At 69.5% G+C, this 13586-nt stretch carries 18 protein-coding genes; 11 read left to right on the forward strand and 7 right to left on the reverse strand.

Annotation, left to right across the window (positions count from 1 at the left end; translation table 11 throughout):
- Positions 1 to 5 precede the first annotated feature (5 nt).
- The 5 genes from pstA to HNP44_RS01250 all read right to left on the reverse strand — a co-directional run bounded on the left by pstA (position 6) and on the right by HNP44_RS01250 (position 4899).
- Entirely contained in the window at positions 6 to 920 is a 915-nt protein-coding gene (pstA, locus tag HNP44_RS01230; protein ID WP_259144043.1) for a phosphate ABC transporter permease PstA, read from the reverse strand.
- Positions 917 to 1924, reverse strand: coding sequence for a phosphate ABC transporter permease subunit PstC (pstC, locus tag HNP44_RS01235; RefSeq protein WP_374758714.1), 1008 nt, complete (start codon positions 1922 to 1924; stop codon positions 917 to 919). Before pstC ends, pstA begins: the two co-directional genes overlap by 4 nt.
- Positions 1925 to 2034: 110 nt before the next feature.
- The gene (gene pstS / locus HNP44_RS01240) at positions 2035 to 3120 is read right to left on the reverse strand and encodes a phosphate ABC transporter substrate-binding protein PstS (RefSeq protein ID WP_374758737.1); all 1086 of its coding nucleotides are present in this window, start codon (positions 3118 to 3120) and stop codon (positions 2035 to 2037) included.
- A 168-nt stretch (positions 3121 to 3288) separates the two neighbouring features.
- Positions 3289 to 4164 carry a mycothiol synthase gene (mshD, locus tag HNP44_RS01245; protein WP_259144044.1) on the reverse strand — a complete coding sequence of 292 codons (876 nt, stop codon included), beginning with the start codon at positions 4162 to 4164 and terminating at the stop codon, positions 3289 to 3291.
- A complete protein-coding gene (locus HNP44_RS01250; RefSeq protein WP_259144045.1) occupies positions 4165 to 4899 on the reverse strand; it encodes a winged helix-turn-helix domain-containing protein in 735 nt (244 codons plus the stop codon). It abuts the gene before it with no gap.
- A gap of 109 nt (positions 4900 to 5008) precedes the next feature.
- Between HNP44_RS01250 and HNP44_RS01255 the strand changes: the two genes are divergently transcribed.
- From HNP44_RS01255 to HNP44_RS01295, 10 genes are all read left to right on the forward strand, one after another.
- The gene (locus HNP44_RS01255; RefSeq protein WP_259144046.1) at positions 5009 to 5824 is read left to right on the forward strand and encodes an LmeA family phospholipid-binding protein; all 816 of its coding nucleotides are present in this window, start codon (positions 5009 to 5011) and stop codon (positions 5822 to 5824) included.
- Positions 5825 to 5894: 70 nt separating this feature from the next.
- On the forward strand, positions 5895 to 5978 hold the full coding sequence (locus HNP44_RS20865) for a putative leader peptide (RefSeq protein ID WP_369123335.1): 84 nt from the start codon (positions 5895 to 5897) through the stop codon (positions 5976 to 5978).
- A gap of 131 nt (positions 5979 to 6109) precedes the next feature.
- Positions 6110 to 6937 (forward strand): sulfurtransferase, encoded by an 828-nt coding sequence (locus tag HNP44_RS01260; RefSeq protein WP_259144047.1) that lies wholly within the window; start codon positions 6110 to 6112, stop codon positions 6935 to 6937.
- A gap of 11 nt (positions 6938 to 6948) precedes the next feature.
- Positions 6949 to 7254: a DUF1416 domain-containing protein gene (locus HNP44_RS01265; RefSeq protein WP_126196371.1), complete on the forward strand. Its 306-nt coding sequence runs from the start codon at positions 6949 to 6951 to the stop codon at positions 7252 to 7254.
- A 168-nt stretch (positions 7255 to 7422) separates the two neighbouring features.
- Entirely contained in the window at positions 7423 to 8466 is a 1044-nt protein-coding gene (locus HNP44_RS01270) for an alpha/beta fold hydrolase (RefSeq protein ID WP_259144048.1), read from the forward strand.
- Positions 8467 to 8549: 83 nt separating this feature from the next.
- Positions 8550 to 9083: a methylated-DNA--[protein]-cysteine S-methyltransferase gene (locus HNP44_RS01275; RefSeq protein ID WP_259144049.1), complete on the forward strand. Its 534-nt coding sequence runs from the start codon at positions 8550 to 8552 to the stop codon at positions 9081 to 9083.
- On the forward strand, positions 9080 to 9550 hold the full coding sequence (locus HNP44_RS01280; RefSeq protein ID WP_259144050.1) for an RNA polymerase sigma factor: 471 nt from the start codon (positions 9080 to 9082) through the stop codon (positions 9548 to 9550). Before HNP44_RS01275 ends, HNP44_RS01280 begins: the two co-directional genes overlap by 4 nt.
- Positions 9547 to 10149 carry a methylated-DNA--[protein]-cysteine S-methyltransferase gene (locus HNP44_RS01285; protein WP_259144051.1) on the forward strand — a complete coding sequence of 201 codons (603 nt, stop codon included), beginning with the start codon at positions 9547 to 9549 and terminating at the stop codon, positions 10147 to 10149. The genes HNP44_RS01280 and HNP44_RS01285 overlap by 4 nt, the downstream gene beginning before the upstream one ends.
- Complete coding sequence (locus tag HNP44_RS01290) at positions 10146 to 10640, forward strand: 2OG-Fe(II) oxygenase (protein ID WP_259144053.1); 495 nt, start codon at positions 10146 to 10148, stop codon at positions 10638 to 10640. The genes HNP44_RS01285 and HNP44_RS01290 overlap by 4 nt, the downstream gene beginning before the upstream one ends.
- Before the next feature lies 1 nt (position 10641).
- On the forward strand, positions 10642 to 11310 hold the full coding sequence (locus HNP44_RS01295; RefSeq protein WP_259144054.1) for an alpha-ketoglutarate-dependent dioxygenase AlkB family protein: 669 nt from the start codon (positions 10642 to 10644) through the stop codon (positions 11308 to 11310).
- Between the two features lie 20 nt (positions 11311 to 11330).
- Here the strand turns inward: HNP44_RS01295 and HNP44_RS01300 are convergent, their stop codons facing one another.
- Positions 11331 to 12017 (reverse strand): TetR/AcrR family transcriptional regulator, encoded by a 687-nt coding sequence (locus tag HNP44_RS01300; protein WP_259144055.1) that lies wholly within the window; start codon positions 12015 to 12017, stop codon positions 11331 to 11333.
- Between the two features lie 180 nt (positions 12018 to 12197).
- On the opposite strand from HNP44_RS01300, the gene HNP44_RS01305 reads away from it, so the two are divergent.
- Positions 12198 to 12905, forward strand: a complete 708-nt coding sequence (locus HNP44_RS01305; protein ID WP_259144056.1) for a hypothetical protein — start codon at positions 12198 to 12200, stop codon at positions 12903 to 12905.
- A 2-nt stretch (positions 12906 to 12907) separates the two neighbouring features.
- Here the strand turns inward: HNP44_RS01305 and HNP44_RS01310 are convergent, their stop codons facing one another.
- Entirely contained in the window at positions 12908 to 13516 is a 609-nt protein-coding gene (locus tag HNP44_RS01310) for a nucleoside/nucleotide kinase family protein (RefSeq protein ID WP_259172155.1), read from the reverse strand.
- Positions 13517 to 13586 lie beyond the last annotated feature (70 nt).

Consider the following 13586-nt stretch of genomic DNA (forward strand, 5'->3'; position numbering starts at 1 on the left):
CCTTGTTACTTCGTCTTGGGGGCGAGCAGCCGGGACATGAGGGCGGCGAGGCCGCTCGCGATGCCCACCAGGATCACCAGGGTGAGGGCGGCGCCCCACGCCCGGTACTCGCCGACGGCGCCGGGGTTGTTGCGGTACTGGTCGTAGATGAACAGCGGCAACGACGACATGTTGCCGTTGAAGAGGTCGTAGTTCATCCGGTCGCTGATGCCCACGAGCAGCAGCACGGGCGCGGTCTCGCCGACGACGCGGGCGATGGCGAGGAAGACGCCGGAGACCATGCCGGACGCGGCCGTCGGCAGCACGATCCGCACGATGGTCTTCCACTTGGGCACGCCCAGCGCGTAGGAGGCCTCGCGCAGCTCGTTCGGCACGAGCTTGAGCATCTCCTCGGTGGAGCGCACGACGACCGGCACCATGAGCAGGATCAGCGCGAGGCTCACCGCGAATGCGGACTGCGGCATGCCGAAAGTGGTGATCCAGATGCCGAAGATGAACAGCGTCGCGACGATCGACGGGATGCCGGCGAGCACGTCGACCATGAAGGTGGTGGCCTTGCCCAGGCGGGTGCCCTCGGCGTATTCGACGAGGAAGATGCCCACCATGACGCCGATCGGCACGGAGAACAGCGCCGCGATGCCGGCCTGCACGAGCGTCCCGTACAGGGCGTGGCGGATGCCTCCGGCGTAGGAGTCGGGGGCCACGCGGACCATCGACTTGGTCCACCACTCGGGTTCGAGGATCGCGGGGAGGCCGTTGGCGATCACCATGTACAGGAGCGAGACCAGCGGCGCCAGGGCCAGGAGGAAGCAGGCGCCGAAGATGATCGCAGCGGCGTTGTTCTTGATCCGGCGCGCGGTGGAGGTGCGGTGGAAGACGGTGCCGCTCTTGGCGACGTCATCGAGCTCAGTGGCGGTCATCCGTTCACCCGTCCCCCGCCGATCCAGCGGGCGACCGCGTTCACCACGAAGGTGAGCACGAACAGCACGAGGCCGGCGGCGATGTAGGCGCCGCGCTGGTCGACGTTGTCGAACTCAGCGGCGGCGGAGGCGATCTTCGAAGCGAAGGTGTAGCCGCTGTCGAACAGCGACCAGATGGAGGTCTTGGTGGCGGCGAACAGGATGATGAGCACCGCGATGGTCTCGCCGAGGGCGCGACCGAGAGCCAGCATGGAACCGGCGACGATGCCGGACCGGCCGTAGGGGAACACCGTCAGTCGGATGACCTCCCACTTGGTGGCGCCCAGGGCCAGCGCGGCCTCCTGGTGCGCGACGGGGGTCTGGCGCAGCGACTCGCGCGTGATCGACGTGATGATCGGCAGGATCATGATCGCGAGCACGATGCCCGCGGTGAACACCGTCGAGCCGAGAGAGAGCTCGACGTTGCCGGTCTTGAACAGGAAGAACCAGCCCAGGTTCTCGTTGAGCCACCGCTGCAGCGGTACCAGGAACGGCGCGAGCACGAAGATGCCCCAGAGGCCGTAGATGATCGACGGGACCGCGGCCAGCAGATCGATCACGGCGCTGAGCGGCCGCGACAGCCGCGCCGGCACGTACTGCACGAGGAAGGTCGCGATGCCCACGGCCACGGGGACGGCGATGATGAGCGCCATCACTGACGAGAGGACGGTGATCTTCAGCAGCTCGAGGATGCCGAACCGCATGTTGGACGGGCTCGTCTGCCACTCGGAGCTGGTGAGGAAGTTGACGTTGTTCTTGGTGAGCGCCGGGACCGCCTGCACGACGAGCTGCAGGAAGATCAGCGCGATCACCACGACGAGCAGGATTCCGGAGGCGTAGCTCGCCCACTTGAAGATCTTCTCCATGCGGTCGTGACCGCCGGCGAAGGTGGTGCGGGTGGGAGCCCCGTCGGTGGCCGCTACGGCGCCGTCGGCGTCGCGGTCCGTCGAATCCTCAGTCGCCATGTTTCCCCGTTGTTCGGCCACGCGAAAATCGTCCTTCCGGCTGAGCCGGACGTCGTGCGAGTGCCATTGTGCCTGGCCGCCCGCACGACGCCCGGTGGTTCAGCAGTGTCTTACTGGATCGAGTCGATCGACTCGGTGAGCGTGGTGCGGAAGGACTCGGGGATCGGGGCGTAGCCCTGGCCCGCGAGTTGGTCCTGCGCCGGCTTGCTGGCCGCGACCTTGAGGAAGGTCTTCAGGCCCTTGCCGACCTCGGCGTCCGCGTACTTGGAGCACACGATCTCGTAGGTCGCGAGCACGATCGGGTAAGCGCCGGCCGCCGACGGCTTGTAGAAGCCCTCGGTGTCGATGACCAGGTCCTTGCTGCCCGGAGTCTTGAACTTGGCCGACTCGATGGTCTTGGCGACCGACTCGCTCGAGAGCTTCACGGCCTCGGGGCCGGCCGAGGTGATGATGTTGGCGACCTGCAGCTTCTGCGCCTTGGCGAAGCTCCACTCGGCGTACGTGATGGTGCCCTCGGCCTTGTTCACGGTCGCGGCGACGGCGGCGTTGCCGCTCGCGCCCTGGCCGGTGCCGCCCTTGAAGGCCTTGCCCTTCTTGTCAGCGGACCACTCGGCCGGCGCGGCCGAGCCGAGGTACTTCTGGAAGTTCTCGGTGGTACCCGACTCGTCGGAGCGGAAGACGACGGTGATCGGCAGGTCGGGGAGCGCGGCACCCTTGTTCTCGGCGGCGATCTCGGGGGCGTTCCACTTGGTGACGACGCCGCTGAAGATCTTCGCCAGGGTCGGGGCCGACAGGTTCACGGCGACGTCCCCGGGCAGCTTGTAGGCGACGGCGATCGGGCCGAAGACGAGCGGGAGGTTCAGGGCGGGTGCGCCGCACTTCTCCTCGGCCTTCTTCGCCTGGTCGGCGTTGAGCGGCGAATCGGAGCCGCCGAAGTTGGTCAGCCCCGAGGTGAACTCGGTGATGCCCTGACCCGAGCCGTTGCCGCTGTAGTCGACGTTCGCGCCCGAGCAGTCCTGGGCGAAGGTGTTCTTGAAGACGGTCATGGCGTTGGCCTGCGCCGTCGAGCCGCTGCCCTTGAGCTGCAGCTTGCCGTCGCACTGCACGCCCGAGCCGCCCGCGGACGAGCTGCCCGCGGCATCGCTCGACTCCTCGCCGCCACACGCGGACAGGGTCAAAGACAGGGCGGCCACCATGGCCAGGGCCGATACGGATCCACGCTTGAAGTTCACCGAGATTCCTCCGGGTCGAGTCAGGACTGATCACCCCGGCAACTGCGGGTGTCTTCCTGCAACATAGGGAGGCCGGGTGTCCGATTCGGGTGTCCCGGGTGAACGGACGGGAAACTCGCCCGGTCGAGTGGATTACCGGAGCGCGTACGCGACGTGTCTTTCGTTTTCCTCAAAACCCAGCCGGGTGTACGTGCGCAGCGCGGCGGCGTTGTCGCCCTCCACGTACAGCTCCACCGCCGCGAGGCCGCGACCGGCGAGGTAGTGCAGGCCGGCGGCGGTCAGCAGGTTCCCGAGACCCTTCCCCTGACCTGCGGGGGCCACCGCGACGATGTAGACCTCGCCGATGCCCGCGGCAGGGTCGGCGACCTTGGTCCAGTGGAAGCCCAGCAGGCGGTTCTGCTCGTCCACTGCCAGGAACAGGCCCGCCGGGTCGAACCAGTCGGCGCCGGTTCGCTCGTCGATCTGCTCGCCGGTCCAGCCGCCCTGCTCGGGGTGCCAGGAGAACGCTGCGTTGTTCACCGCGAGGATCGCGGCGTCGTCGACCGGACCGGCGTAGGTCCGCACAGTCACCCCCTCGGGCGGGGCGGGAACCGGGGCCAGCCCGGCGAGTGGGCGCCGCAGGTTGAGCAGGGTGCGTACCGCGGTCAGGCCGAGGCTCGCGGCGAGCGCGCGAGCCGCGGGGAGGTCGCCGTGTGCCCAGACGGTGCCGCCGTCGCCCACGAGGTCGAGCGCCCCGGTCACCAGGGCGCGCCCCAGGCCGCGTCGGCGCTCCGACGGTGCGACGACCACCTCCACCGCGCCGGGCCCGCCGGCAGGCGGGACGACGATCCCCGCGTAGCCCGACGGTGCGCCGTCCACGCCCCGCGCGAGCACGTGCGGACCGTCACCCGCGATGCCGAGGCGGAACTGCTCCGAGAGCGGGCCTATGCCGTCAGCGGCCTCCGCGGCGCCGGCGATCCCGAGCACCGCCTCCGCATCGGCGATCGGACCGCGCACCACGTCGACCATCTACATCTCCTCGAGATCCTCGTCCGTCGGTTCCATGTCCTCGACGGGGCGCTCGCCCTTGCCCCGCACGGGCCGCACCGCCTTGTAGCCGACGTTACGGACCGTGCCGATCATGCCCTCGTGCTCGGCGCCGAGCTTGGCCCGCAGGCGCCGGACGTGCACGTCGACGGTGCGGGTGCCGCCGAAGAAGTCGTAACCCCACACCTCCTGCAGCAGCTGGGCACGGGTGAAGACGCGGCCCACGTTCTGCGCCAGGAACTTGAGCAGCTCGAATTCCTTGTAGGTGAGGTCGAGAGGCTTGCCGCGCAGGCGGGCGGTGTACGTGCCCTCGTCGATGACGAGCTCGCCGAGCGTGACCTTGTCGGCCACCTCGTCCTCGCCGCCGGCGTCGCGGCGCGCGACGACGAGCCGCAGCCGGGCGTCGATCTCGGCGGGACCGATCGTGGGCAGCAGGAAGTCGTCGAGGCCCCAGTCGGCGCTGGCCGCGACGAGCCCGCCCTCGGTGAGCACCGCGACCACGGCCATCCGGCCCGCGCCCGTGCTGCCGAGCAGCCGGCACAGCCCGCGCGCCGTCACCAGATCGGTGCGGGCGTCGACGAGGGCGACCTCCGCCGGTCCGACCTCCAGCAGCGACGAGACGTCGGCGGGCAGCGTCCGCACCGTGTGCGGCAGCAGCGAGAGCGACGGCAGCACCGTGTCCGGCTCCCGGTCGGACGTGAGCAGGATCAGATCCACATGCCCTCCCCACAGTGCGCGGCGGTCTCGAAGAAAATGTCGAATGTCAGAATAGCGGTGGTCAGAACGCCGCGCGTGACGGCGTCGGTGTCGACGAGAGGGTGCGAGCGTGGCGCAGGGGCGGGGACGGGCGTGGATCAGGCGGGTTCTGATCGCCGTAGCGACGCTCCTCACGGTCGCGCTGCTCGCCGAACTCGGGTCCGCGGCGACGGCGGAGTACCGCCTTTCGCGCGAGCTGCGGGCGGCCGCGGGCCTGTCCGACGACCCTGAGGTGACGATCGGCGGATTCCCCTACCTGACCTCGGGCGGGGAACACCCGAAGCTGACCATCGCCGCGCCTGCGAAGGTGCACGACCGGAGCGCTCGCATCGAGGCCGAGATGACCGACGTCCGGATCCCCGGCGGCCTCCTGCCCGGGTTCGCGCCGGACACCCCGATCGCTGCGGGGCACGTGGAGGCGCGGGTGCGGCTGGACCAGAAGACAGTGGGCCGGTACATGGACATCGTCGACCTGCAGGTGCACACGCCCGCCCCGAAGCGCGCCGGCGCGGGCAGCCCCGCAGACGGCTACGTGAAGGCGTCGAAGGGCATCGTTCTCACCGGCACCGTTCCGCTGCCCACCCCGGCCGAGCCGAAGCGCACCGTCCTGATCTCGGTCGCCGCGGGCTTCGCCAACGAGGGCGACGCGATCTCCGTGCGCGCCACCGGGATCTACGCGGGCCCCGAGGATCACGCGAAGGCCGACTTGCTGCCGGGCGAGGACCAGGCGGTCCTGGCCGCCTTCACGCGGGTGCTGCCGCGGATGGCCCTGCCCTTCGGCATCGCGCCGACCGGCGCGCGGGCGGAGAACGCCGACGTCGTGCTGCTCGGCGAGGCGGACGGGGTCACCGTCACCCCCGGCGCCTTCTACCGCACGCTGGCCTGAGCCTCCCGTCCGCTACGGGTCCCGTGACCCTCCCGTGACGGAACCTCGCGGGTTGGGTATTCTCACTCTCATGCGCAACCGCTGTGAGCTGCTGCTCACCCGCCGTCTGGCGGTCGATCTGTGCCGTATGGCCGGTTGTTGCTGTCTGGGCTAGTCCCGCCTCCCCCGGGCCGGGTGCCCGATTGTCAGTGCATCCTCATGCCCTCCCAGCGCATCCGCGCACCCTTCGAAGTGGCGATCTCGCTTCTCACTTCACGTCCATAGGAATCAACGAAAGGGATCCTCATGGCTCGCTCCGACGTCCTGGTCTCCGCAGACTGGGCTGAGCAGAACCTCGACACCCCGGGTGTCGTCTTCGTCGAGGTCGACGAGGACACGTCGATCTACGACGACAACCACATCCAGGGCGCCGTCCGCCTCGACTGGCGGGGGGACCTGCAGGATCCGATCCGTCGCGACTTCCTCGACCAGGACGGCTTCTCGAAGCTCCTCTCCGAGCGCGGCATCGGCAACGACGACACCGTGGTGCTCTACGGCGGCAACAACAACTGGTTCGCGGCGTACGCCTACTGGTACTTCAAGCTGTACGGCCACCAGGACGTGAAGCTGCTCGACGGCGGCCGCAAGAAGTGGGAGCTCGACGCCCGCCCGCTGTCGACCGACGCGGTGTCCCGCCCGGCCACGAGCTACCAGGCCAAGCCCGTCGACCTGTCGCTGCGCGCCTTCCGCGACGAGGTGATCGACTCGATCGGCAAGAAGAACCTGGTCGACGTGCGTTCGCCCGACGAGTTCTCCGGCAAGATCTCCGCGCCGGCGCACCTCCCGCAGGAGCAGGCGCAGCAGCGCGGCCACGTCCCCGGCGCGATCAACATCCCCTGGTCGACCACCGCGAACGAGGACGGCACCTTCAAGTCGGACGAGGACCTCGCGACGCTGTACGCGGAGAAGGGCTTCGACGAGTCCAAGGAGACCATCGCGTACTGCCGCATCGGCGAGCGCAGCTCGCACACGTGGTTCGTGCTGCAGGAGCTCCTCGGCAAGAAGAACGTCAAGAACTACGACGGCTCGTGGGTCGAGTACGGCTCCCTCGTGGGCGCCCCGATCGAGAAGTAAGGAAGACCATCATGTGTGGAGCACCGAAGCAGGGCCAGGTCCTGCCCGCAGGCGTCGATGTCGAGAAGGAGACCGTCCTGACCGGTCAGGTCCTCGACGGAGCCGGTAACCCCGTCGCGGGCGCGTTCGTGCGCCTCCTCGACGGCACCGGCGAGTTCACCGCCGAGGTCGTGGCCTCGGGCACCGGCGACTACCGCTTCTTCGCGGCGCCGGGCACCTGGACGCTGCGTGCGCTGTCCTCCGTGGGCAACGGCGACATCCAGGTCTCGCCCGAGTCGAACGGCGTCTACAACCAGGACATCACCGTCTCGAAGTAGCCCGCCCCTCGCAATTGAACACCGTTATGGACAACAAACCCCCAGGTGGGAATGTCCACAACGGTGTTCAATTCGTTTCGGGGGTCGTTGCGTCCGTTCCCGAGTAGCGTCGGACATCAGTACCGAATCGGTACTACGTCGCGAATCCGCTACCCGAGGAGTCCCACCGTGCCCGCTCCCTCCGACGCCGAGTATTTCGAGCTCGGCGACGTCACGCTGCAGTCCGGCCACACCCTGCGCGGCGCCCGCCTCGCGTACAAGACCTTCGGCACCCTCAATGCCGACAAGTCGAACGTGATCGTCTACCCCACCTGGTACTCGGGCTGGCATACCGACAACGAGTGGCTGGTGGGCACCGACAAGACGCTGAACCCGGACGAGTACTTCATCGTCATCCCCAACATGCTGGGCAACGGCCTCTCGACCTCCCCGTCGAACGCGGCACCGCCGTACGACCACGCCCGCTTCCCGCTCGTCACCTTCTACGACCAGGTCGAGGCCCAGCACCGCCTCCTCACGGAGAAGTGGGGCATCACGACGATCGCGCTGGTCACTGGCTGGTCGATGGGCGCCGGCCAGACCTACCAGTGGGCCGTGAGCCACCCGGAGATGGTGCAGCGCGCGGCGCCGTTCTGCGGTTCCAGCCGGACCGCGCCGCACAACCAGGTGTTCCTCGAGTCGCTCCGCGAGGCGCTGCGGGCCGACGCGGCGTGGGCCGATGGCGACTACGACCCCGCGCGCCCACCGATCAAGGGCCTGCGCGCCTTCGCCCGGATTTACTCGGGATGGGGCTTCTCCCAGGCCTTCTACTGGAACGAGACGTGGCGCGAGCTGGGCTTCACCTCGCTCGACGACTTCCTTTACGGCTTCTGGGAGCAGTTCTTCCGGGACGGCCGCGACCCCAACGACCTGATCGCGATGATCGGGACGTGGCACGCCGGGAACGTCGGTGACACCCCCGGGTTCGACGGTGACCACGGGGCCGCGCTGCGCTCGATCAAGTGCCCCCTGCTGGCGATGCCCGCGGAGAAGGACCTGTACTTCCCGCCGGAGGACGAGGCCTGGGCCTCGCAGTTCATCGAACACGGCGACGTCCGGGTGATCCCGGGCGTGTGGGGCCACTTCGCGGGCGGCGGCAAGAACCCCGTCGACACGGCCTTCATAGACGCGGGCCTGCGCGAGCTGCTCGCCCGCCCCGGCTACACCGGGTAGCCGCTCCGCTCTTCTGGAGATCCGGATCTCACGTTCCGCCCGCCCGCGGCGTCTACAGGGCAGGATCGAGACGAGGAGAGATCATGAGCACCAGGCACATCGTGGCGGAGACCACCTTCGGCGAGCTGACGCTCGTCGCCGACTCGCGCGCCGTGACCGGCGTGTATTTCCGCCACCACATCCGCCGCCCGGCGGAGTCGTCGTTCGGGGAGCGCGTCACCACGGACGCCCTGCTCGACGAGGCGGCGCACCAGATCCGCGCCTTCCTCGCAGGGGAGCGTCGCGGCTTCGACCTGCCGCTCGCCACCCACGGCAGCGACGTCCAGGAGGCCGTCTGGGCCGCGCTGCGGGAGATCCCATACGGCGCGACCACGACGTACGGCGCCCTCGCGGAGCGGCTCGATCTCGACACGTCGGCGTGGGGCGTCGGGCAGGCCGTCGGCGCGAATCCGCTGTGCGTGCTGATCCCGTGCCACCGCGTGCTCGGGTCGAATGGCACGCTCACGGGGTACGCAGGTGGCCTGGGCCGCAAGCGGGTCCTGCTCGACCTCGAGGCCGCCGCCGACGGGACGCCGTGGCTCCCCGGCATGGGAGCCCACAGCCCGGGAGCGGCGTGAAACCACCGTTCGAGCGCGTCGTCGACGACCACGCCGGCACGGTGCTGCGCGTCTGCCGCGCGATCCTCGGCCCACACGACGCCGAGGACGCATGGTCGGAGACCTTCCTCTCTGCGCTGCGCGCCTACCCGGACCTGCCGGAATCGGCCAACGTCGAAGCCTGGCTCGTGACCATCGCGCACCGCAAGGCCATCGACCAGGTCCGGGCGGCACAGCGGCGCGCCGTGCCCGTCGACAGCGTGCCCGAGCGCCCCGTCACCGCCGCCCTGCCCGACGGTGACCTCTGGGTCGCCGTGGCGGCCCTGCCCGACAAACAGCGGCAGGCCGTCGCGTACCGCTACGCGGCGGACCTGCCCTACGCCGAGATCGCCGAGATCCTCGGCGGCACCGTCGACGCCGCGCGCCGCGCGGCCGCCGACGGACTCAAGAAACTCCGTACCACTCGCACCAGGGAGGAACTCTCATGAGCGAGAAGATCACCGAAACCCTCTCGGCCCCGGCCGATACCGACGCCCTCGCCCGGCTCCGCGCCCGCCTCACGGCCGACGCGGAGGCGGACGGCCTGCTCGACATCGCGTACACCGTCATCGACTCCCCCGTCGGCGGGCTGCTCCTCGCCGCGACCGAGCGCGGCCTGGTCCGGGTGGCGTACGCCCGCGAGGACCACGACGCCGTCCTGGCGACGCTGGCGGAGAAGGTGAGCCCGCGGGTGCTGCGCGCGCCGCGAAGGCTCGACGGGGCGGCCCGCGAGCTCGACGAGTACTTCGCCGGCACGCGCACCGCGTTCGACCTGCCGCTCGATCACGCCCTGTCGCACGGCTTCCGACAGCTGGTGCAGAGCCGGCTGCCCGACATCGGCTACGGGACGACGCTGAGCTACAAGCAGGTGGCCGAGCTCGTCGGCAGCCCGGCGGCGGTCCGCGCTGTCGGCACCGCCTGCGCCACGAACCCCCTGCCCGTGGTGGTCCCGTGCCACCGGGTCGTGAAGTCCGACGGCGGGATCGGCCAGTACGTCGGCGGGGTGGAGGCCAAAGCCGCCCTCTTGGAGCTGGAGTCGGCCGCATGAGCGGCGCCGTCGATGCCGCCGACTGGGACGCCGTCGTCGCCGAGCTGGACGCGGTGGGCGGCGCGCTGCTCCCCCGCCTGCTGTCGGACGAGCGCACCGTCGGACTCCGCGAACTGTACGGCCGGGAAGAACTGTTCCGCAGCACGATCGACATGGAGCGGTACCGGTTCGGCGCGGGCGACTGGAACGCGCTGCACCGGGATCTGTACGGCGACCTCGTCTTCCCGCTGCAGGTGGTGATCGCGCTCAACGATCCCGGTGTGGACCACGAGGGCGGCGAGTTCCTGCTGCTCGAGCAGCGTCCCCGCGCGCAGTCCCGCGGCACGTCCTTCACGCTGCTGCCGAGCGGGCACGGTTTCGTCTTCACCACCCGCGATCGCCCGGTCCGCTCCGCGCGGGGATGGTCCGCGGCACCCGTGCGGCACGGGGTCTCGACGGTCCGCTCCGGCTCCCGCCACACGCTGGCCCGGGTCTTCCACGACGCGGCGTGACATGGGCTCCGAGATGCTGTTCCCGCCCGACCGGTCCGTGGTCGACCTCGCGCCGGGCGCGTACCTGATCCGTGGGTGGCTCGACCTCACGCAGCAGGAGTGGATCGTCCGGCGTTTCCGGGAGTGGGCGGCAGGGCCGGTGCCGATCCGCGCCGCGACGGTGCGCGGGCACCCGATGTCGGTGCGCACGGTGAGCCTGGGCTGGCACTGGCAGCCCTACCGCTACTCGCGGGACGCGACGGACGTGAACGGAGCCCGCGTGCTGCCCTTCCCGGACTGGCTCGTACGGGTGGGCCGCCGCGCGCTGGCCGATACCGGCCACGTCGCCGACGAGGTCGAGCGGTACACCCCCGACACCGCGCTCGTGAACTTCTATGACGAGCGGGCCCGCATGGGCATGCACCAGGACAAGGACGAGGTCTCCCGCGCGCCGGTGGTCTCCCTGTCGATCGGCGACAGCTGCACGTTCCGACTGGGCAACACGAAGAACCGGAACCGACCCTATTCCGACGTCACGCTTGAATCCGGCGATCTCGTCGTCTTCGGCGGTCCGTCCCGGCTGGCCTTCCACGGCGTCACCGCCGTCCAGCCCGGGACGGCGCCGCCCGACTGCGGCCTGAAGACGGGACGGATCAACCTCACCCTCCGCGAGACCGGCATGGAGGGCTGAGCGCCATCGCGAGCCCCCCTCTACAGGCGAAGGACCGACGTGATCGCGTGCACGAGGGTCGGCCCGATCCGGTCGAGCGTCTCCGGGGGAGACACGCCGACATGTTCGGTGATCAGCTCGATGCACGCAGCGACCGCGACGTGCATGCCCATGGTGGCGTCGCCATCGTCGGCGTTCGGACCCGCGCCGAGCGCCGTAGCCAATGGGACCAATGCGGCGACGAATTCACCGATCGCCTCGTTGCGCCGCGCTCTGATAGCCGGGCCCGCGCCGAGCGCCTCCAGGAAGAAGACCCGGGTGGCAGCGGGCTCCGACGCGAGCACGCCCAGAGTCCGCTCGACCCCGGCTACGACGACCGCTCGAGGGTCGGACGGCAGCCCCGTGGGCTCATTGCCCCCCGAGGCTGTGATCAGCACCCGGACGGCAGCGGCGTAGGCGTCGACGAACACCGCTTCCCGCGAGCCGTAGAACTGGTAGAAGGTCTTGCGCGACACTGCCGCTCGCTCAGCAATCTGCTGCACAGTCGTGTTCGCGAAGCCGCGATCGGCGAACAGCTCGATCGCCGCCGCCACGATCCGCGTGGTCTGCGCCTCCCTGACCTGGTCCCGCGTGAGGTCGTGACGGTGCCGGGGTAGGCGCTCAGGCTCCCCACCGGCAACCAATCGCATGATCGCCGACCCGAGTCGTTCATCGACGGATCCGCCCATGAGAACTGATCATAGCGGCGCCGTCGACGACGTCGCGCGGCGCTGAATCCCGCGGGCACACGACGAGCTGCCCTCTTGTCCATTCCAGAAACAATCTGTACCGTCAGTGAAGCACTGTGTTTCTGGATGAGGGACATGTAGTGCTACCCCTCCGATTCCACAACGTCACCAGGAGACCACGTGTCCATCGCACAGCGTTCCAGTCCCGCGGTCGCCGCACCGGCGAGCGCCGGAACACCGCATCACCGTGCCGTCGACCTCGTCGCATGGCTCTGTTCCGCGGGAGTGATCGCCGCGACGGTCTTCGTCGTGCTCGTCTTCCCCGATGCGTCGTCAGCGTCCGCCGTCCGACGCTTCTACGACGAATGGTCCGGCGTCGCCCTCATCGGGATCACGATCCTTACGGCCTTCTTCTTCGTCCAGGTGTGGTCGCTGGGTTGGATGACGGCGATCATCCGGAGGGCCGAGGGCGAGGGCCCGTACGCGTGGATCACCTTCGGCGCCGAGCTGATGTTCATGACAGTGTTCAACGTCGAGATCGGGCTGTGGGCGACCGCCCATCTCCTGCAGGATCGGATCAGTGACGAGTCCCTATACGTCCTGCACGTCGCGGGCTTCGTCATCGCGGCCCCGGTGACCTTCGCAGGCGTCGCCTACTTCGCGGCGATCGTCGGCCTGCAGCGCACCACCGGCCTCTTCCCGCGTCACGTCGTCGTGATCGCGGCGGTCGCCGGCATCGGAAACCTCGGGGCGCTCGGAGGGCTCGTCGCGACGTCCGGGCCGTTCAACCCCGCCAGCGGCGCCATCGCCATCGGCGGCCCGATGATCGCCTGGATGCTCTGGTACGGAGCCGCTTTCGGCTGGTTCTACCGCCACCGATCCGCCTGACCTCACCACCCATCGACGATGCGATCGGCTCGCCGAGCCATGGCCTCGATGAGCCGGGCGTTGATCTCGTCGGTGCCATGGGCTCGGGCACACGCTTCCTCGTGCCCACGGCCGAACCGCATGTGCCGCTCGATGAGTCGCTCGCGGCGCAGCGCGGGATCGATGCGCAGGAACCACACCTCGTCGAGTACGGCGCGGGCGCGCGGCCAGGCACCCGTCTCAGCCAGCAGGTAGTTGCCCTCGGTGATCACGAGGGGGACGTCCGGCTCCACCTCGATGGCACCGCCGATCGACGCCTCGAGCGCGCGATCGAACCTCGGGGCATAGACGGTGCCGTCGGCAGCCCGCAGACGGTCCAGCAGCTCGGCGAAGCCGGCGTCGTCGAAGGTGTCGATCGCGCCCTTGCGCTCCCAGCTCCCCTGCCGGCGCAGAACCGCGTCGTCGAGATGGAAGCCGTCCATGGGCACCAGGACCGCGTCGTCACCGAGCGCGGTCACGAGCCGCTCCGCGAGCGTCGACTTGCCCGACGCAGGCGCTCCTGTGATGCCGAGTAGCGCGCGCCCCGGACGTGCAGCCAACGCACGGGCCCGAACCAGCAGCTCATCAGCCATCTTGCCGCGTGCCATATCCGCGCTCCCGTCTTTCGGTCCGAGGGTATCCATCACAGCGACTCGTGCGGTT

Source organism: Tsukamurella ocularis (assembly GCF_024807615.1).
GTDB classification, from domain to species: Bacteria; Actinomycetota; Actinomycetes; order Mycobacteriales; family Mycobacteriaceae; genus Tsukamurella; species Tsukamurella ocularis.

Excerpts from the sequence above, each read along its gene's own strand:
- pstA (WP_259144043.1), bottom strand. The coding sequence starts at position 920 with ATGACCGCCACTGAGCTCGATGACGTCGCCAAGAGCGGCACCGTCTTC.
- pstC (WP_374758714.1), bottom strand. The coding sequence starts at position 1,924 with ATGGCGACTGAGGATTCGACGGACCGCGACGCCGACGGCGCCGTAGCG.
- pstS (WP_374758737.1), bottom strand. The coding sequence starts at position 3,120 with ATGGTGGCCGCCCTGTCTTTGACCCTGTCCGCGTGTGGCGGCGAGGAG.
- mshD (WP_259144044.1), bottom strand. The coding sequence starts at position 4,164 with ATGGTCGACGTGGTGCGCGGTCCGATCGCCGATGCGGAGGCGGTGCTC.
- HNP44_RS20865 (WP_369123335.1), top strand. The coding sequence starts at position 5,895 with ATGCGCAACCGCTGTGAGCTGCTGCTCACCCGCCGTCTGGCGGTCGAT.
- HNP44_RS01260 (WP_259144047.1), top strand. The coding sequence starts at position 6,110 with ATGGCTCGCTCCGACGTCCTGGTCTCCGCAGACTGGGCTGAGCAGAAC.
- HNP44_RS01265 (WP_126196371.1), top strand. The coding sequence starts at position 6,949 with ATGTGTGGAGCACCGAAGCAGGGCCAGGTCCTGCCCGCAGGCGTCGAT.
- HNP44_RS01275 (WP_259144049.1), top strand. The coding sequence starts at position 8,550 with ATGAGCACCAGGCACATCGTGGCGGAGACCACCTTCGGCGAGCTGACG.
- HNP44_RS01285 (WP_259144051.1), top strand. The coding sequence starts at position 9,547 with ATGAGCGAGAAGATCACCGAAACCCTCTCGGCCCCGGCCGATACCGAC.
- HNP44_RS01290 (WP_259144053.1), top strand. The coding sequence starts at position 10,146 with ATGAGCGGCGCCGTCGATGCCGCCGACTGGGACGCCGTCGTCGCCGAG.
- HNP44_RS01295 (WP_259144054.1), top strand. The coding sequence starts at position 10,642 with ATGGGCTCCGAGATGCTGTTCCCGCCCGACCGGTCCGTGGTCGACCTC.
- HNP44_RS01300 (WP_259144055.1), bottom strand. The coding sequence starts at position 12,017 with ATGGGCGGATCCGTCGATGAACGACTCGGGTCGGCGATCATGCGATTG.
- HNP44_RS01310 (WP_259172155.1), bottom strand. The coding sequence starts at position 13,516 with ATGGCTGATGAGCTGCTGGTTCGGGCCCGTGCGTTGGCTGCACGTCCG.